Here is a 265-nt window from a genome sequence, read left to right on the forward strand (position 1 = left end):
ATTCACTACCGCTTGATTTTCGTAATCAATAATCTTGGCCGTAAAGGTATAAAATGCGCCATCCCCCACAGTCAAAGGCCCTTTGGGGCTCGCTGTCAGGCCACCATCAATGTGGTATTTTGATTTATCAGGAATAAATGCAACGGGATCAGCCGTCACCGCAGCATGATTCTCAATAGCCAGTGAGACTTTCACGCCATTAAGTGGAACCGAACTATCCAGTGTTGCAATCAATTCCCCGCCGCCATTTGTCTTCGTTGTTTGT

1 protein-coding gene is annotated in these 265 nt (G+C 46.4%); it reads right to left on the reverse strand.

Translation table 11 applies throughout. The features are described 5' to 3' along the window. A partial coding sequence (locus FE392_RS19910) for a hypothetical protein (RefSeq protein ID WP_319931865.1) occupies positions 1-265 on the reverse strand: 265 nt, incomplete at both ends.

This window comes from Xenorhabdus santafensis (assembly GCF_033949405.1).
GTDB lineage: Bacteria > Pseudomonadota > Gammaproteobacteria > Enterobacterales > Enterobacteriaceae > Xenorhabdus > Xenorhabdus santafensis.